Annotated in this window: 18 protein-coding genes; 4 read left to right on the forward strand and 14 right to left on the reverse strand. The window is 69.6% G+C overall.

Translation table 11 applies throughout. The features are described from left to right. Position 1: 1 nt before the first annotated feature. From hutH to HNR07_RS13295, 3 genes are all read right to left on the reverse strand, one after another. Entirely contained in the window at positions 2–1549 is a 1548-nt protein-coding gene (gene hutH / locus HNR07_RS13285) for a histidine ammonia-lyase (protein WP_184365259.1), read from the reverse strand. Between the two features lie 84 nt (positions 1550–1633). After that, positions 1634–2035 carry a type II toxin-antitoxin system VapC family toxin gene (locus HNR07_RS13290; protein ID WP_184365260.1) on the reverse strand — a complete coding sequence of 134 codons (402 nt, stop codon included), beginning with the start codon at positions 2033–2035 and terminating at the stop codon, positions 1634–1636. Beyond that, positions 2032–2316: a hypothetical protein gene (locus HNR07_RS13295; RefSeq protein ID WP_184371976.1), complete on the reverse strand. Its 285-nt coding sequence runs from the start codon at positions 2314–2316 to the stop codon at positions 2032–2034. The genes HNR07_RS13290 and HNR07_RS13295 overlap by 4 nt, the downstream gene beginning before the upstream one ends. Positions 2317–2382: 66 nt before the next feature. Between HNR07_RS13295 and tnpA the strand changes: the two genes are divergently transcribed. The 3 genes from tnpA (at position 2383) to HNR07_RS13310 (ending at position 4961) form a co-directional block, all read left to right on the forward strand. Beyond that, the gene (tnpA, locus tag HNR07_RS13300) at positions 2383–2781 is read left to right on the forward strand and encodes an IS200/IS605 family transposase (RefSeq protein ID WP_184365261.1); all 399 of its coding nucleotides are present in this window, start codon (positions 2383–2385) and stop codon (positions 2779–2781) included. 16 nt (positions 2782–2797) lie between these two features. Beyond that, positions 2798–4063 (forward strand): RNA-guided endonuclease InsQ/TnpB family protein, encoded by a 1266-nt coding sequence (locus HNR07_RS13305; protein ID WP_184365262.1) that lies wholly within the window; start codon positions 2798–2800, stop codon positions 4061–4063. 142 nt (positions 4064–4205) lie between these two features. Next, positions 4206–4961, forward strand: coding sequence for an IclR family transcriptional regulator (locus HNR07_RS13310; protein ID WP_184365263.1), 756 nt, complete (start codon positions 4206–4208; stop codon positions 4959–4961). 20 nt (positions 4962–4981) lie between these two features. On the opposite strand, the gene HNR07_RS13315 is transcribed toward HNR07_RS13310, so the two are convergent. Beyond that, positions 4982–5677, reverse strand: a complete 696-nt coding sequence (locus tag HNR07_RS13315) for a hypothetical protein (RefSeq protein ID WP_184365264.1) — start codon at positions 5675–5677, stop codon at positions 4982–4984. 135 nt (positions 5678–5812) lie between these two features. Here HNR07_RS13315 and HNR07_RS13320 point away from each other — a divergent pair, with 135 nt between their 5' ends. Continuing rightward, positions 5813–6073 carry a hypothetical protein gene (locus HNR07_RS13320; RefSeq protein WP_017582643.1) on the forward strand — a complete coding sequence of 87 codons (261 nt, stop codon included), beginning with the start codon at positions 5813–5815 and terminating at the stop codon, positions 6071–6073. 377 nt (positions 6074–6450) lie between these two features. Here HNR07_RS13320 and HNR07_RS13325 read toward each other — a convergent pair whose 3' ends face one another. The 10 genes from HNR07_RS13325 to uvrC all read right to left on the reverse strand — a co-directional run bounded on the left by HNR07_RS13325 (position 6451) and on the right by uvrC (position 16743). Then, on the reverse strand, positions 6451–6822 hold the full coding sequence (locus HNR07_RS13325) for an RNA polymerase-binding protein RbpA (RefSeq protein WP_083926821.1): 372 nt from the start codon (positions 6820–6822) through the stop codon (positions 6451–6453). A 77-nt stretch (positions 6823–6899) separates the two neighbouring features. Next, a complete protein-coding gene (gene secG, locus HNR07_RS13330; RefSeq protein WP_184365265.1) occupies positions 6900–7136 on the reverse strand; it encodes a preprotein translocase subunit SecG in 237 nt (78 codons plus the stop codon). 287 nt (positions 7137–7423) lie between these two features. Continuing rightward, the gene (tpiA, locus tag HNR07_RS13335; RefSeq protein WP_184365266.1) at positions 7424–8203 is read right to left on the reverse strand and encodes a triose-phosphate isomerase; all 780 of its coding nucleotides are present in this window, start codon (positions 8201–8203) and stop codon (positions 7424–7426) included. Between the two features lie 48 nt (positions 8204–8251). After that, positions 8252–9436 carry a phosphoglycerate kinase gene (locus tag HNR07_RS13340; protein ID WP_184365267.1) on the reverse strand — a complete coding sequence of 395 codons (1185 nt, stop codon included), beginning with the start codon at positions 9434–9436 and terminating at the stop codon, positions 8252–8254. A 142-nt stretch (positions 9437–9578) separates the two neighbouring features. After that, positions 9579–10583, reverse strand: coding sequence for a type I glyceraldehyde-3-phosphate dehydrogenase (gene gap, locus HNR07_RS13345; protein ID WP_184365268.1), 1005 nt, complete (start codon positions 10581–10583; stop codon positions 9579–9581). A 341-nt stretch (positions 10584–10924) separates the two neighbouring features. After that, on the reverse strand, positions 10925–11905 hold the full coding sequence (whiA, locus tag HNR07_RS13350) for a DNA-binding protein WhiA (protein ID WP_017546454.1): 981 nt from the start codon (positions 11903–11905) through the stop codon (positions 10925–10927). A gap of 165 nt (positions 11906–12070) precedes the next feature. Then, positions 12071–12541, reverse strand: a complete 471-nt coding sequence (locus HNR07_RS13355; RefSeq protein ID WP_184365269.1) for a DUF488 domain-containing protein — start codon at positions 12539–12541, stop codon at positions 12071–12073. Between the two features lie 73 nt (positions 12542–12614). Beyond that, positions 12615–13592 carry a gluconeogenesis factor YvcK family protein gene (locus HNR07_RS13360; protein WP_184365270.1) on the reverse strand — a complete coding sequence of 326 codons (978 nt, stop codon included), beginning with the start codon at positions 13590–13592 and terminating at the stop codon, positions 12615–12617. A gap of 206 nt (positions 13593–13798) precedes the next feature. After that, a complete protein-coding gene (gene rapZ, locus HNR07_RS13365) occupies positions 13799–14683 on the reverse strand; it encodes an RNase adapter RapZ (protein ID WP_184365271.1) in 885 nt (294 codons plus the stop codon). After that, the gene (uvrC, locus tag HNR07_RS13370; protein ID WP_184365272.1) at positions 14680–16743 is read right to left on the reverse strand and encodes an excinuclease ABC subunit UvrC; all 2064 of its coding nucleotides are present in this window, start codon (positions 16741–16743) and stop codon (positions 14680–14682) included. The genes rapZ and uvrC overlap by 4 nt, the downstream gene beginning before the upstream one ends. Positions 16744–16896: the final 153 nt, after the last annotated feature.

Raw genomic sequence — 16896 nt, forward strand, 5'->3', positions numbered from 1 at the left:
GCTAGGCGAGCGGGGTGACGGACTCGGCGGCCGCGACCACCGAACCGTCGGCGACCAGGGCGGCCACCGCGGCGATCTCGGGGGCCAGGTAGCGGTCGGGGCCGGGGCCGCCGACCTTCTCGCGCACGGTGCGCAGGACCGCGCCGGTCGCGGGGCCGGGCTCCAGCGGGGAGCGCAGGTCCAGGGCGCGGGCGGCGGTGAGCAGCTCCACGGCCAGCACGTTCGTGAGTCCGTCCACGGCCCGGCGCAGCTTGCGCGCGGCCGACCAGCCCATGGACACGTGGTCCTCCTGCATGGCCGAGCTGGGGATCGAGTCGACGCTGGCGGGCACGGCCAGGCGCTTGAGCTCGGAGACGATGGCGGCCTGGGTGTACTGGGCGATCATGTGCCCCGAGTCCACGCCGGGGTCGTCGGCGAGGAAGGCCGGGAGGCCGTGGGAGCGGGAGACGTCGAGCATGCGGTCGGTGCGGCGCTCGGCGATCGAGGCGGTGTCGGCCACGGCCACGGCCAGGAAGTCCAGCACGTAGGCGACCGGAGCCCCGTGGAAGTTGCCGTTGGACTCCACGCGGCCGTCGTCGAGCACGACGGGGTTGTCGATGACGCTGTCCAGTTCGCGCCCGGCCACGAGCAGGGCGTGGGACAGGGTGTCGCGGGCGGCCCCGGCGACCTGGGGGGCGCAGCGCAGCGAGTAGGCGTCCTGGACGCGGTTGCAGTCCGGGCCCCGGTGGGAGGCGACGATCGGCGAGTCCGCGAGCATCGCGCGCAGGTTGGCGGCGGAGGCGGCCTGGCCGGGGTGCGGGCGCAGGCGCTGGAGCTCCTCGGCGAAGACGCGGTCGGTGCCCAGCAGGGCCTCGACGCTCATGGCGGCGGTGATGTCGGCGACCTTGAGCAGGCGCTCCAGGTCCATGCAGGCCATGGCGAGCATGCCGAGCATGCCGTCGGTGCCGTTGATGAGAGCCAGGCCCTCCTTGGCGCCGAGCTCCACCGGCTGGACGCCGGCCGCGGCCAGGGCCTCCTGGGCGTCCTTGAGCTCGCCGTCGGCGTCGCGCACCCGGCCCTCGCCCATCAGTGCCAGGGCCACGTGGGACAGCGGCGCCAGGTCGCCGGAGCAGCCCAGGCTGCCGTACTCGTGCACGACCGGGGTGATCTGGGCGTTGAGCAGGGCGGCGAGGGTCTCGACGGTGGCGACCTCGACCCCGGTGTTGCCCGAGGCCAGCGTGCGCAGCCGCAGCAGCATCAGGGCGCGCACGACCTCGCGCTCCACCTCGGGGCCGGCCCCGGCGGCGTGCGAGCGGATCAGCGAGCGCTGGAGACGGGCGCGCAGGTCGGGGGCGATGTGCCGGGTGGCCAGGGCACCGAAACCGGTGCTGACCCCGTAGGCGGGGACCTCGCCCCGGGCGAGCGCCTCGACCTGTTCACGGCCGTGGCGCACGGCCTTGCGGGTCTCCTCGCTGAGAACGACGCGGGCGCCATCGCGGGCGACGGACAGGACCTGGGCCGGGGTGAGCGGGGCACCGCCGACGGCTACGGAAGCAACTGCTGTGGACATGCCCCCATTCGACCTTGTCCGCAACCCCGCCGGAAGTGCCAACACGTGAGTTCTGTCCGAAATCCCAGACACCCCAGGGCTGGCCTACCGGATCACCCGCACCTCGCACCTGAGCCCCGGTGCGGCCGCCAGGCGAGCGTCACCGGTGACCAGAGCGCAGTCCAGGGCCTCAGCCAGCGCCACATAGGCCGCGTCGTAGGCCGTCAGGTTGTTCCGCAGTTCCCAGACCCGGTCTGCGACGGAACCCACCACTTCGATATACGCGATCGTCTGCAAACCGTAGAGCTTGCGAGCGGCCTCTGCGTCGGCGGCGGAGAGCTTCCGCCCCAGGACCAGTGCACGCAGCGAATTGAGCAGTTCGACCGGCTGATGGCTCGGCGCGTACCATTCGACGTTCGACCCCACCACCTTTCGAACCGTGTTGGACGTGCGCCCGGGCGACCCCGCGTAGAGATCGATCAGTACTGAAGTGTCAACAACGATCACGCGGCTCCGCTTTCAGTCCCGGATCCGCTGTCACCTCGGGCTTCGCGCACTGCGGCGACGATCTCATCCATACTCAGGTCGGCTCCCGGCAAGGGCGTCTGCTCCACGATCTCCCTGTTGCGCGCAAAGCGGGCTTCCTTCTCCAGAAGGCCGAGCAGGTAGGCCTGGAGCGACTTGCCCGACCTCTTGACTTCCGCCGTCAGCGCCTCTCTGACCTCGTCCGGAACATCCTTGATCCGTTCTTTGGCGGCGCAGACCCCGGGCTTCGGCCCTGGGGACAGCCGCCCCACAGAGATGCTTCGCCTCACAGACAACAGTAGATAGATCCTTGCTATATACTGTTTGGTGTGGCTGTCACCTTGCGCTCCAACGCGAACATCACGTTCCAATGCGCCTTCCATGTCGTGTGGTGCCCCAAGTACCGGCGCCCGGTTCTCGGAGGGCGCATCGAGGAACGACTGAAGGAGATCGTCCGCGAGGCCGTTACCGAGAAGGGCGCCTGGCTGGTCCAGATGGAGGTCATGCCCGACCACGTGCACCTGCTCGTCGAGGTCGACCCCCAGTTCGGGGTGCACCGGCTCGTCAAGGCGATCAAGGGGCGTTCCTCCCGCTTGTTGCGGCAGGAGTTCCCCACACTGAAGTCGCGGCTTCCGACTTTGTGGACGAACTCCTATTTCGTCGCCACCGTGGGCGGTGCGCCGTTGGAGCAGATCAAGAAGTACGTGGAGAACCAGAAGAGCCGCTGAGGAAAGGGGGTGTTCCATGCTGGCTGGTCAGCGGTACCGGATCGAACTCACTGAAGAACAGGAAGCTTCGTGTATCGCGTTCGGGGCGATCTGCCGTGCGGTGTGGAACACCGCCCTGGACCAGCGCCGCCAGTACGTCGACCGATACACCCGGGGCCGCGACGGCCAGTTCTGCGGATACCACCTGCAAGCCCGCGAGTTGGCGGAGGCCAAGACCGAGGAGACCTGGCTGAGGGCCGCCCCGTCGCACATCCTCCAGCAGACGTTGAAGGACCTGGACCGGGCGTGCCGTGAGCACGGAACATTCAACGTCCGTTTCCGCGCCAAGGCCAGGTGGAACCCCTCGTTCCGTTTCCCTGCTGGGAACCTCATCACTGTGGAGAAGCTGAACCGCCGGTGGGGTCGAGCCAAGCTACCCAAGCTTGGGTGGGTGCGGTTCCGCATGTCCCGCCCCATCAGCGGGCAGATCCGGTCCGCGACCGTCTCGTGTAAGAGCGGCCAGTGGTTTGTGTCGTTCCTCGTCGAGGACGGACAGCTCACCCCCCAACAGCACGCCCGCCCAGACAGCGCGGTTGGTGTGGACCGGGGGGTGAAGGTAGCCGCGACCACCAGCGACGGAACCTTCCACGACCGCGAGTTCACCACCGAGGGCGAGAAGACCCGATACCTCAAGCTCCAGAAGAAGCTCGCCCGCCAAGAGAAGGGCAGCGCGAACCGTTCCACGACCCTCGGATCCATGGGGCGGATCAGTTCGCGTGCGGTGGACCGGCGCACGGACTTTTGTGCGTACACCGCGAACCGGCTGGCCCGGGACCATGCCACGGTGGTTCTGGAGGACCTCAACACCAAGGGCATGACGGCGTCCGCGAAGGGCACAGCCGCACATCCCGGGAAACGGGTGGCGCAGAAGGCAGGGTTGAACCGGGCCATCCTCGACAAGGGATGGCACCGGCTCGAACTCGCTCTCACCAACGTTGCCCGGTACACGGGCACCCGGATTGTCAAGGTCAACCCGGCATACACGTCCCAGACCTGCTACCCCTGCGGGCACGTGGACTCGGAGAGTCGCAAGAGCCAAGCGACATTCGAGTGCACCGCCTGCGGGCACCGGGATCACGCGGACGTGAACGCCGCCAAGAACATTTTTCGCGCCGCAGGGCATGCGGTGCCAGCCTGTGGAGACCTCGGGGTTACCTGGTCTGCGAAGCAGGAACCTGAGGGAACCCGCGAGGGAGTACCTCTCCAACTGGCGTTGCCGCTGGTTGGGATCCCCCGGCTTTAGCCGTGGGGAGGAAGTCAACTGAATAGCAACCATGGCGCCACAGCAGCAAGAGGGCGAGCATAAGCACATGCATTTTGGCGCCACAGGTGGGCGTGAAATGCCCATGGCGACACTGAAAGAGCGCCCGTGCGAAGATGAGGGGATGAGTGTTGTGCCGGCGGCCACCCGTGCGCTACGGCTGCTGCGGTTCCTGGCGTCGCGGCCCGGGCCCGTCTCCGCCTCGGCGATCGCCAACGGGCTCGACCTTCCCCGGTCCAGCGTCTACCAGCTACTGGAGGCGATGGCCGAGGAGGGGTTCGTGACCCATCTGCCCGAGGAGCGGCGGTGGGGGCTGGGGGTGGCGGCCTTCGAGATCGGGTCGGCGTACCTGCGCCACGACGGGATCGAGCGGCTGGCGCGCCCCTTGCTGCACCAGTTGACCGAGACCACCGGGGCCACCGCGCACCTGGGGGTGCTGCACGGCGCCGACACCCTGTACCTGTTGAAGGAGCAGCCGCCGCACGCGCCCACGCTCATCACCGGGGTGGGGGTGCGGCTGCCCGCGCATCTGACCGCTTCGGGGCGGGCGATGCTGGCCCAGCTGCCGCGCGCGCAGGTGCGCGCCCTGTACCCGGACGCGGCGGCCTTCACCGACCGCACCGGACGAGGGCCGGGCACACCGGGGGAACTGCGCACGCTGCTCGGCGAGGAGCGCCAGCAGGGGTGGTCGATCGAGAGCGGCCAGGTCACCGAGGGCTTCCTGTCGGTGGCGGCGGCCGCCGCGGACCACAACGGACGGCCCGCCGCGGCGATCAGCCTGACGGTTCCCAGCGCGCGTCCGGTCACCCCGCGGGCGCTGGCCTCGCGGGTGCGGGACGCCGCCGGGGAGCTCACCCGAAGACTCAGCGGCCGCGCCTGATCCACCCGCCAGCGTCCGGATCAGGCGTGGCGTGAACGCAGCGGCCGGGACCGTTCGACGATGGCGGGCAGCGGCGCGGTGCGCTCCACCATCTTGAGGATGTGCTCCTTGCGGTCGCGCGGTACCTGCACGAAGAACTGCGTGGCCGCCTCGGGGTCGACCTCCAGGTCGAGGCTCTCGGGGGTCTCGGCCCAGCTGGGCAGTTCGGGATCGGTGCGGATGGTGTCCAGTGCGAACTCGATGAAGTAGGTGACCCTGCGCCCGCCGGTGTGCACCTCGCGGACGCGGCGGATCTCCGGCCAGGCGATGAAGGTGCCCTCGCCGGGGAACCACCACTTGCGCTCCTGGAGCACGGTGACGCCGTCGCTGTCGGCGCTGATGCCCTGGCGGGTGATGCGCTGGGGCAGCCCGCGTACCAGGAAGACGTTGCTGCCCGGGCCGATGAAGAACATGACCAGCGCAGCGAACGCCCACAGCGTGACGGAGCCGACCGTGGTCTCCTCGCGCAGCACGTGCCAGAACATGGAGCCCACCACCACCAGGAACCCCAGGGTGAGGCCGGCGGAGAAGTAGGCCGCGGTCATCCACATACGCGCGTTGGGGCCGCGCAGGCTGACGTAGCGGCGCAGGTGGGACACGCTCGCGGGTGGCTGGGTCAGGTCCGAGGGGACGCCCCGTGCGGCAGGGGTGACGTCCGGTGGTTCGGGGGAAGCCATACCCCCCATTCTTCCAAGGTTCCGGTGTGCTTGGTGCGGTGGCTCACCCCGGTTTGTCGTTCGCGTGCGGCCGTGTTCGGTCAATCCCGGCAAACGCCTGATGTCCGGCGCTCACCGGCGCTACAGTCCTGTCCCATGAGGCGCAGCACACGAGAGTACGAGACCGCGCTCCTGGTGGACGGGGAGGTCCTGGCGATCGAGGGGATCGTCTACCGGGGGCAGACGATGCTCGACGAGGAGGGGGAGGCGCGGTTCGCGCCGTTGGAGCGCTGGGCCAAGGGGGTCGCCGAGAGCCTGGGGCGACCCGTGACCTGGCGGGCCAAGGCCAAGAACGAACCCGAGGCCCGGGGTACCGCCCGGCCGGGCGGGGTGACTCAGAACCGCCTGGCGCTCTGAGCTCCGCACTTGGCGCACTGGAACTTGCGGTCGTCGCCGAGAATCCAGTCGTGGTCCCCGCCGGTAGGGCACGCTGACATCGACACCAACTCCTCAGGAAGGGGGCTTCGGGGGTGTGTCGGTCATCGTATTTCCCACCAGCCACATCAGTCCCGAGAATGAGAAGGTCTGTGGTTTCCTCATGTCTTTCTCGGGACCCTGGGCCTGATCTGGTCACAGTGGGCACTGATCCGAGCGACTCGGACCTGTGATCCGGGCACACTCCGGGCAGGCCGGACCTGGATCCAGGCACGCGTCGGGGCCCGCCACCGGTGTTGATCCGGTGGCGGGCCCCGACGGCGCACCGGACGCCCGAAGGGGGCGCGGCGCGCTCAAGACTAGTTCTGGGAAGCCCGCATGTGGGCCTCGACCGCGGCACGGTCGGCACGGAGCTTGGCGAGGGCCTCGTCGAGGATGAGCTTGCCCTCCTCCTCGCTACGACGCTCCTTCACGTACGCCAGGTGCGTCTTGTACGGCTCGGTGCGCGGCGGCGAGGGCGGGTTGGCCTTGTCCTTGCCCGCGGGGAAACCGCAACGCGGGCAGTCCCACTCGTCGGGGACCGCGGCTTCGCTGGCGAAGCTGGGGATGACCTCGTGCAAGTTCGCACAGTAGAACGGAACCCGGACACGGGGAGCAGCCTCGCCCCGCTCCGCCTCGCCCATAGGGCCGGCTCCGACTCGGCTGCCACGGATGGCACTGCCACTACCCACGAATAACTCCTTCGGCGAACTCGCTCATGTACTCGCGCGAGATTGACTGGACGAGGGGCCTGCGGCCGATCGGCGCGCTACATTCCCCGGTTGATCAGCAGGCCGAGAACGACGATCGTCAGGATCCACACGACCGCGACGACCACGGTCATCCGGTCGAGGTTGCGCTCGACAACCGACGATCCGCCGAGCGAGGACGTGACGCCACCGCCGAACATGTCGGACAGGCCGCCGCCCTTGCCCTTGTGCATCAGCACAAGGAGGATCAACAGCACGCTGAGAAGCATCACGAAGATGGACAGACCGAGGATCACACGCTCACCCGTAGCTCGACCCCGCAGCGGGGGGATGGACACCTCGGCCCCCCTTTCCCCACCCGCACCAGCGACGGCATGAGGGAGCCGAGCGGGAGCGGGTCGCGGAAGGAGGAGACCGGGGACGTTTTCGGATTTTACCGTGCCGCTGGCGGCACGGGAGGGGAAACCACGAGGCACGGGAATCCCCACAGCGAAGTCTAGCCCGACCGGGGCACCTGTCGGGCACCCTGCCCGTCACTCCTGGACGCCAGAGAGTGACGGGCCGGGTTTCGCAAGACGTTTGGTCAGCCGTTCTCGTTGAAACGGATGATCTTGGCGAACTCGTCGGCCTTCAGGCTGGCACCGCCGACCAGGGCGCCGTCGACATCGTCCTTGGCCATGATGTCACCGGCGTTGTCACCCTTGACCGAACCGCCGTAGAGCACGCGGACCGCACCGGAGACCTCGGAGGAGTACAGCTCCGCCAGGCGGACGCGGATCGCGGCGCAGACCTCCTGGGCGTCCTCGGGGGTGGCGACCTCGCCGGTTCCGATGGCCCACACGGGCTCGTAGGCGATGACGATCTTCTCGGCCTGCTCGGCCGGGATCTCCTTCAGGGCGCCGTCCAACTGGGACAGGACGTGCTCGACCTGCTGCCCGGCCTTGCGCACCTCCAGGCCCTCGCCCACGCACAGGATCGGCGCGATGCCGTGCTTGAAGGCGGCCTTGACCTTGGAGTTGACCACCGCGTCGTCCTCGTTGTGGTACTCGCGGCGCTCGGAGTGGCCGACCAGGACGTAGGAGCACTCCAGCTTGGCGAGCATCGGACCGGAGATCTCACCGGTGTAGGCGCCCTTGTCGTGCGCGGAGATGTCCTGGGCGCCGAAACCGATGCGCAGCTTGTCACCGTCCACCAGCGTCTGCACGCTGCGCAGGTCGGTGAACGGCGGCAGGACGACGACCTCGGCGTTGTCGTAGTCCTTGTCCTTCAGGGCGAAGGCCAGTTTCTGGACGAGCGCGATCGCCTCGAAGTGGTTGTTGTTCATCTTCCAGTTGCCCGCGATGAGCGGCTGGCGCTTGGTCATCTTTGACTCTCTTCGAATCGTCGGAGGAGGCTTGCTGAGCTGAGCTGGTCAGGCGAGGGCGTCGATGCCGGGAAGGTTCTTGCCCTCCAGGTACTCCAGGCTGGCGCCACCGCCGGTGGAGATGTGGCCGAAGGCCGCCTCGTCGAAGCCCAGCGAGCGCACGGCCGCGGCGGAGTCGCCGCCGCCGACCACGGTGAAGGCGCCCGAGTCGATGAGGGCCTGGGCCAGGGCGCGCGTGCCGCCCGCGTAGGGGGCCAGCTCGAACACGCCCATGGGGCCGTTCCAGAACACGGTCCGGGCGTCGGCCAGCTTCTCGGCGAACAGCGCCTGGCTCTTGGGGCCGATGTCCAGGCCCATGCGGTCGGCCGGGATGGCGTCGACGTCGACGTCGTCGTGCGCGGCGTCGGCGGCGAACTTCTCGGCGGCCACCACGTCCACCGGCAGGACGATCTCCACGCCCTCGCGCTCGGCGCGCTCCAGGTAGCCGCGGACGGTGTCGAGCTGGTCGGTCTCCAGGAGGCTGGAGCCGACCTCGTAGCCCTTGGCCTTGAGGAAGGTGAACACCATGCCGCCGCCGATGAGCAGGCGGTCCGCGGTGCCGAGGAGGTTGTCGATGACGGCGAGCTTGTCGGAGACCTTGGAACCGCCCAGGGCCACGGCGTAGGGGCGTTCGGGGGTCTCGGTGAGCTTCTTGAGCACCTCGACCTCGGCCAGGACCAGGCCGCCGACGGCGTGCGGAAGCTTGCCGGGCAGGTCGAAGACGCTGGCGTGCCTGCGGTGGACGGCACCGAAGGCGTCGCCCACGTACAGGTCGGCGAGCTCGGCGAAGCGGTCGGCGAGCTCGCCGCGCTCAGCGTCGTCCTTGCTGGTCTCGCCGGGCTCGAACCGCACGTTCTCCAGCAGCGCGACCTCACCGTCCTTGAGGGCGGCGGAGGTGGCGCGGGCGGACGCGCCGGCGGTGTCGGCGGCGAAGGCGACCTCGGTGCCGAGCAGCTCACCCAGGCGGGCGGCGACCGGGCGCAGGGAGTACTGGGGGTCCGGGGCGCCCTTGGGGCGGCCCAGGTGGGCGGCGACGATGACGCGGGCGCCGCGCTCACGGAGCTTGGTGATCGTCGGCAGGGCCGCGCGGATACGGCCGTCGTCGGTGATGCGCTCACCGTCCAGGGGCACGTTCAGGTCGGCTCGGACGAACACGCGCTTGCCGGAGACGTCGAGGTCGTCGATCGTCCGCATGCTGGTCTCCTCGTTGGGGTTGCGAAAGTCTGGGGTCACCGGCGCTGGGCCGGGAGGGGCGCATGCGACGGCACCCCTTGCCGCGCACAGGCGGAAGGGGTGCCGGGTCACGCGACTGCGTCCACGGGTCGGGGCCCGGTGGTTACAGGTTGGAGCCGACCAGCTTGGCCAGGTCGACCAGGCGGTTGGAGTAGCCCCACTCGTTGTCGTACCAGCCCAGGATCTTGACCTGGTTGCCGAACGCCATGGTCATACCGGCGTCGAAGGTGCAGGAGGGCGAGGTGCCGACGATGTCGGAGGAGACGATCGGGTCCTCGGTGTAGACCAGGACGTCCTTGAGCTCGCCCTCGGCGGCGGCCTTGAACGCGGCGTTGACCTCGTCCTTGGAGACCTCGCGGTCCAGGGTCACGACCAGGTCGGTGGCCGAGCCGTCCGGCACGGGGACGCGCATGGCCATGCCGTCCAGCTTGCCCGCGAGCTCGGGGATGACCAGGGCGGTGGCCTTGGCCGCACCCGTGCTGGTCGGGATGATGTTCTGCGCGGCCGCGCGGGCGCGACGCAGGTCCGAGTGCGGGAAGTCCAGGATGACCTGGTCGTTGGTGTACGCGTGCACCGTGGTCATGAAGCCCTGCTGGATGCCGAAGGCGTCCTTGAGGACCTTGGCCATGGGCGCCACGCAGTTGGTGGTGCACGAGGCGTTGGAGATGATGTCGTGCTTGGCGGCGTCGTACTTGTCGTCGTTGACGCCCATCACGATGGTGATGTCCTCGCCCTTGGCCGGGGCGGAGATGATGACCTTCTTGGCGCCGGCGGTGATGTGCTTGCGGGCGGCCTCGGCCTTGGTGAAGATACCGGTGGACTCGACGACGACGTCGACGTTCAGCTCGCCCCAGGGCAGCTGGGCGGGGTCGCGCTGGGAGAGGACCTTGAGGGTCTTGTCACCGATGCGGATGAAGTCGTCGCCGGCCTCGACGTCACCGTCGAGGGTGCCGAGCACGGTGTCGTACTTGAGCAGGTGCGCGAGCGTCTTGGTGTCGGTGAGGTCGTTGACCGCGACGATTTCGATGTCGCTGCCGCCGGCGGCGACCGCTCGCCAGAAGTTACGGCCGATCCGACCGAAGCCGTTGACGCCTACACGGATGGTCACGGAACCATTCTCCTCATTTTGTCGCACAGCAGTTTCACCCGAGCGTGCGGCCGCTCCCGGGGGCTGGGACTGGTACAGCCCGGGCCAACCGTGTTGAGCAGCGTGAACGCATAACAGGTGTTCACAAAGAGCCTAGCGGAGCACTGGCGGGGAACCGTTCTCGCCCCCGCCCAGCGGCTCATCGCCCCTCGCGGATTCGCGTCCATCCTGGCACCGCAAAGCGAAGAGGTCTATACCATTTTCGGAAGTTATCCCGGAGTTTTCGCAGTTAACAAAGCCGAACATCGGTGTTGCCGATGTGTTCCAGAGCACTCGTGCCCTGATGAGAGGGTCCTACGGCCTCAGGGAACCAGCATGTCAGGAGTGAGGTTCGCCTCGGTTCCCTCGATGCCCAGGTCGCTGGCCCGCTTGTCCGCCATGGCCAGCAGCCTGCGGATACGCCCGGCGATCGCGTCCTTGGTCAGCGGCGGGACCGACAGCTGACCCAGCTCCTCCAGGGACGCCTGCTTGTGCGCCAGCCGCAGCTGGCCGGCGGCCACCAGGTGCTTGGGGGCATCCTCTCCCAGGATCTCCAGGGCCCGCTCCACACGCGCGCCGGCCGCGACCGCGGCCCGGGCGCTGCGCCGCAGGTTGGCGTCGTCGAAGTTGGCCAGCCGGTTGGCGGTCGCCCGCACCTCCCGGCGCATCCGCCGCTCCTCCCAGGCCAGAACGCTCTGGTGGGCGCCCAGCAGGGTCAGCAGCGCACCGATGGAGTCGCCGTCGCGCACCACCACCCGGTCGACCCCGCGCACCTCGCGGGCCTTGGCGTGCACCTTCAGGCGGCGGGCCGCGCCGACCAGGGCCAGCGCCGCCTCCGGGCCGGGGCAGGTGACCTCCAGCGACATCGAGCGGCCCGGTTCGGTCAGCGAACCGTGCGCGATGAAGGCGCCGCGCCAGGCGGACTCCGAGTCACAGGCGCCGCCCGCGACCACGTGCCGGGGCAGACCGCGCACCGGGCGCCCGTTGTTGTCCACCAGGCCGGTCTGGCGGGCCAGGGACTCGCCGTCCTTGATCACCCGGACCACGTACCGGTTGCCCTTGCGCAGGCCGCTCGGGGAGAGCACCACGACCTCGGACTCGTGCCCGAAGACCTCGGAGATGTCCTTGCGCAGACGTCTGGCGGCGGCCCCCGTATCGAGCTCGGCCTCGATCACGATCCGGCCGCCCACGAGGTGCAGGCCTCCGGTGAACCGCAGGATGGTGGACACCTCCGCCTTGCGGCAGCATGGCTTGAGGATCGCCAACCGGCTCAACTCATCCTTCACCACGCCGGTCATCGCCATCGCTGCGATCCTCCCCTTGTTCTGGCAGAACACCGGCACCGCACACCCTGGTACCGGAATAGCCGACACGAGGCCCTGCCCCGGGCGGCTTTCTCGTTGCAGACTACGTGACTCGGGCCTTTACGCCGACCCCCGCACGGCGTGTCGTCGATCCCCCCGCCCTGCTCAGAGGCGGCGTGTCGGCCTTCGTGGCGGTGTGCGGTCAATTGCTCCCGGAGCTCGGGAGGCGCTCCGGGAACCGGAAGGGGACAGCTGCGACTCCAGGTGGTCCCGGAGAACGACCGCGTGGTTGTGCTCGGTGTCCCTGGCCGCGTACAGCAGGGTGACCGGCCCCCGGCGCGCGGCCGCCAGGATCGGTTCGAGCACCCCGGGTCGCGCTTCCAGCTCAGCCCTGTAGCGCTCCGCGAACTCGGCGAAGCGGCTCGGGGCGTGCCCGAACCACGTGCGCAGCCCCGGGCTGGGAGCGACGTCCCTGACCCAGGCGTGCCCGGCGACCGCGCTCTTGGGCACACCCCGGGGCCACAGGCGGTCCACGAGGAACCGGGGCCCGGGCGGGAGAGCACCCTCCTGCCCGGGGTGTTCCTCGGCACGGACCTCGTCGTAGACGCGTTCCAGGTGGATACGGTGATCAGCCATACGAACGCCCTTCCCGGCCGAAGGTCACCGCCACCCCGGCCGGGCCCCGATCATCACGTCCGCGGAGCCCGCGCTAGTTCGTCAGAATCCGTTCCAGAGCGGCGGCCAGCTTGTCGGAGTCGTGGCGCGGAGTCCCGTCCCCCCTGCTCAGATCGGCCAGTTCCAGACGGCCGCCGAGCTCACCCACCACCGAGGTGAGCGGAGCCGTGTCCTCCACCGTCCCGGTGTCGGCCAGCACCACGTCCACCCCCAGCTTGGGCGCGTGCTCTCGCAGTACCTCCAGGTAGGTCTCGGGCCGGAAGCCCTCGGTCTCCCCCTTCTGGGGCGACAGGTTCAGCGCGACCACCCGCTTGGCGCGCGTGGTGACCAGGGCGTGGGCCAGCTCGGGCACCAGCAGGTGCGGCAGCACACTGGTGAACCAGGACCCGGGCCCGAACACCACCCAGTCGGCCTCGCGCACCGCCTTGACCGCCTGCGGACTGGCCGGAGGGTCCTCGGGGATCAGCGAGACGGACCGCACCCGACCACTGGTGCTGGCGCAGGCCACCTGCCCGCGCACCGTGGTGAGCGCCTCGGGTTCGCGCGGGTCGATCCCCGACACCTCCGCGGAGATCTCCAGCGGCACCGACGACATCGGCAGGACCCGGCCGTGGGCGCCGAGCAGCTGCCCCACCCAGTCCAGACCGGCCACCGAGTCGCCCAACAACTCCCAGAGCGCGACGATCAGCAGGTTGCCGACGGCGTGACCGTGCAGATCGCCCTCCGAACGGAACCGGTGCTGGAGCACCTGGCTCCAGGTGTGCCCCCACTCGTCGTCCCCGCACAGCGCGGCCAGGGCCATCCTCAGGTCCCCGGGTGGAAGCACACCCAGTTCCTCGCGCAGCCGGCCACTGGAGCCGCCGTCGTCGGCGACCGTCACGATCGCCGTGACGTCCGTGGTCACCCTGCGCAGCGCCGACAACGAGGCGTGCAGGCCGTGCCCGCCCCCCAGCGCGACCACCCGGGGCGGACGCGAGGCGTCGTCCCCGTCCGGAGCGGTGATCTTCGACATGCCTTGGGCCTGCCTCCTCGTCCCGTGTCCGGTGGACGCTTCGGACCGCACCCCGAAGGATGTGCGAACGGCCGCCCCGCGCCCCCGGCCCGCCGTGTCCCGGTCCCTTGCCGGACCGGCACCGATAATGACCGGGCCAATGTAAGGGAAGACGCCATTCTTGGCGATTCGGTTCACTCGACGGGAGGGCGCGCGTCACCCGTAGGTCATTCGCGGCCCACGTCCCGGTGGACCACGTGCACGTCAACGCCCTGCCCGCGCAAACGCTCGGCGAACTGTTCGGTCATGGCCACGCTGCGGTGCCTGCCGCCGGTGCAGCCCACCGCCAGGGTCATGTAGTGCTTGCCCTCCCGCTGGTAGCCGGCGATCGTCAGCTTCAGCACCTCCGAGTAGGCCTCCAACATCTCCTTGGCGCCGTCCTGGGAGAGCACGTAGTCACGAACCGGCTCGTCGCGGCCGCTCATCGGTCTGAGGTCGGGCACCCAGTGGGGGTTGGGGAGGAAGCGGCAGTCCAGGACCAGGTCGGCGTCCACGGGCAGGCCGTGCTTGAAACCGAAGGAGACCACGTTGGCGCGCGGGCGCACCTCGTCGCTCTCCCCGAAGAACCCGATCACCCGGGCCTTGAGCTGGTGCACGTTGAGTTGGGAGGTGTCGATGACCAGGTCGGCCTCGCCGCGGATGGCGCGCAGGGTCTCGCGCTCGCGGGAGATGCCGTCGGTCACCCGGCCGTCACCCTGGAGGGGGTGCGGTCGGCGTACCCCCTCGAACCTGCGCACCAGGGCGTCGTCCCCGGCCTCCAGGTAGAGCACGCGCGCGGTGATGTCGCGCTTGCGCAGCTCCTCCACCGTGGACAGCAGGTCCTCCGTGAAGGCGAGCGACCGCACGTCCACCACCACGGCGACCCTGGGGACCGCCCCGTGGGTGCGGCCCGCCAGTTCGATCATCGTCGGCAGCAGGCCCGGTGGCAGGTTGTCCACCACGAACCAGTCCAGGTCCTCCAGGGCCCTGGCCGCCGTACTCCGGCCCGCACCGGACATCCCGGTGACGATGACCACCTCGGGCGGCAGCTCCCCACCCAGTTCGACCGTCATGTGTCTCCTCCCCCGTCTGTACTCTGCCTTGCCGTCGCCCCGTCACCCTCCCCGTCCTTCCGGCCGGGGCCACCGGACAGGTGCGCGTGCACGGACTCGGCCAGTTTGGGGCCGATCCCGGGCACCGCCGCGATCTCCTCGGCGCTCGCCGAGGCCAGTCGTTTCACCGAGCCGAACTCCTTGATGAGGGCGGTCCTGCGCGCCGGGCCCAGGCCCGGGAGCTCGTCCAGGCTGCTTCCGGTGAGCGCCTTGGCGCGCTTTTGCCTGTGGTACTGGATGGCGAAGCGGTGCGCCTCGTCGCGCACCCGCTGGAGCAGGTAGAGGCCCTCGCCGCTACGCGGCAGGATCACCGGGTCCTCGTCGCCGGGCAACCACACCTCCTCCAGACGCTTGGCCAGGCCGCAGACCGCCACGTCCTCGATCCCGAGCTCCTCCAGCGCGCGCTGTGCCGCCTCGGCCTGGGGCCGGGCACCGTCCACCACCACCAGGTTAGGCGGGTAGGCGAACTTTCCGGGGGCCGGCTCCTCCTCTGAGCCCTGGGTCACACCGCCGCCGCGCGCTGTTTGACCGCCTTCACCGCTGTGGCCGCCGAGCTCACCCATGCGCGCGACCTCACCCGAGCGGGAGCTCTCCTCCAGGTAGCGGCGGAACCTGCGCCTGACCACCTCGTACATGGCGGCGACGTCGTGCTGCTCGGCGCCCCCGGCCCCGCTGCCGCGCACCGAGAAGCGCCGGTACTCGGACTTGCGGGCCAGTCCGTCCTCGAAGACCACCATGGAGGCCACCACGTGCTCGCCCTGGAGGTTGGAGATGTCGAAGCACTCGATGCGCAGCGGCGCCTCGGGCAGCTCCAGCGCCTCCTGGATCTCGTTGAGGGCGCGGCCGCGGGTGCTCAGGTCCCCGGCCCGGTGGGTCTTGTGCCGGGCCAGCGCCTCGCGGGCGTTCTTGTCCACGGTCTCCATGAGGGACTTCTTGTCGCCGCGCTGGGGCACCCGAAGGTCCACCGCGCCACCCCGGTGCTCGGCCAGCCAGCCGGCCACCGCCTCGGGGTCGTCGGGTTCGTGGGAGACCAGGACCTCGCGCGGCACCGACGTTCCGGTGCCCTCGGTCTCCTCGCTGCCGTCCAGGGCGCCGTAGAGCTGGCGCAGGAAGGTCTGCATGAGTTCGCCCGCACCGGCGTCGGTGACCTTGTCCACCACGTAACCGCGCTGGCCGCGGATACGGCCGCCCCGGACGTGGAAGATCTGCACCGCCGCCTCCAACGGATCCTCGGCCATCGCGATGACGTCGCAGTCGGTGGAGTCGGGCAGGACCACGGCCTGCTTCTCCAGGGCGGCGCGCAGGGCCTCGATGTCGTCGCGGACGCGCGCGGCCCGCTCGTACTCCATCTCACGGGCGGCCTCCTTCATCCGCTTTTCCAGCTCGCGCATGAAGCGCCCGGTGTCACCGGCCAGGAACGAGCAGAAGTCCTCGGCCAGCGCGCGGTGTTCCTCCGGGCTCGCCTTGCCCACGCACGGGGCCACGCACTTGCCGATGTAGCCGAGCAGACAGGGGCGGCCGCTGTTGCGCGCGCCCCGGAAGACCCCGGCCGAGCAGGTACGCACCGGGAAGACCCGCAGCAGCAGGTCGACCGTCTCCCGGATCGCCCAGGCGTGGGAGTAGGGACCGAAGTAACGCACCCCCTTGCGCTTGGCCCCCCTCATCACCTGTACTCGGGGGAACTCCTCATTGAGGGTGACTGCGAGATAGGGGTAGCTCTTGTCATCGCGGTACTTGACGTTGAAGCGCGGGTCGTACTGCTTGATCCAGGAGTACTCCAGCTGAAGGGCCTCGACCTCGGTGCCGACGATGGTCCAGTCCACGTCGGCGGCGGTGGAGACCATCTGCTGGGTGCGCGGGTGCAGCCCGGCGAAGTCACGGAAGTAGGAGGACAGCCTCGACCGCAGGTTCTTGGCCTTGCCCACGTAGATGACCCGGTCAGCGGCGTCCCGGAAGCGGTAGACGCCGGGTGCGGTCGGGATGGAGCCGGGGGCGGGGCGCAGGTGAGGAGTCGCAGCCATGCCCCCATTCTGGTCTGTCCCGGGGACAGACGGCCACTCGCCCGCGCGAGGCGCTCCGTGGAGCGGATCACTTAGGCACGATTCGTTCAACCAAACGTCACGATTGCATATCTTGATGCTCTAGGTTGGGCGGGTACAGCCGAACCTTCCGAC

This window comes from Nocardiopsis metallicus (genome assembly GCF_014201115.1).
Taxonomy (GTDB): domain Bacteria; phylum Actinomycetota; class Actinomycetes; order Streptosporangiales; family Streptosporangiaceae; genus Nocardiopsis; species Nocardiopsis metallicus.